This is a genomic window from Rhodococcus sp. KB6, assembly GCF_001445685.1.
In the GTDB taxonomy this organism is placed as follows: domain Bacteria; phylum Actinomycetota; class Actinomycetes; order Mycobacteriales; family Mycobacteriaceae; genus Rhodococcus_F; species Rhodococcus_F qingshengii.
This window is the reverse complement of record NZ_LNAK01000164.1, coordinates 1-241: the sequence shown is the minus strand read 5'-3', so window position 1 is coordinate 241 and position 241 is coordinate 1. Positions and strand designations below refer to the sequence as shown.

At 61.0% G+C, this 241-nt stretch carries 1 protein-coding gene; it reads left to right on the top strand.

All coding sequences use genetic code 11. The annotated features are described in order from the left end of the window. Nucleotides 1-41: 41 nt before the first annotated feature. On the top strand, nucleotides 42-241 hold a 200-nt coding region (locus tag ASU23_RS33665), incomplete at its 3' end, for a leucine zipper domain-containing protein (RefSeq protein ID WP_156423218.1).

Below are 241 nucleotides of genomic sequence, written 5' to 3'. Positions count from 1 at the left end.
AATTGCGAAATAGCCGTTCTCGACCAAGAAGGACCAACCCTGTGACACACCGTAATGCCCCACTCACCGTGGAAGGAAGACGCCGCCTGATCGAGCGATGCCAGAGTCGCCCGATCGCCCCCGTAGCCGCCGAAATGGGTATCTCCCGCCAATGCGCCTCCAAGTGGGTCAACCGGTATCGGAAGTACGGTGACCTGGGATTACAGGACCGATCCAGCGCGCCGAAGCACCAACCGACCGC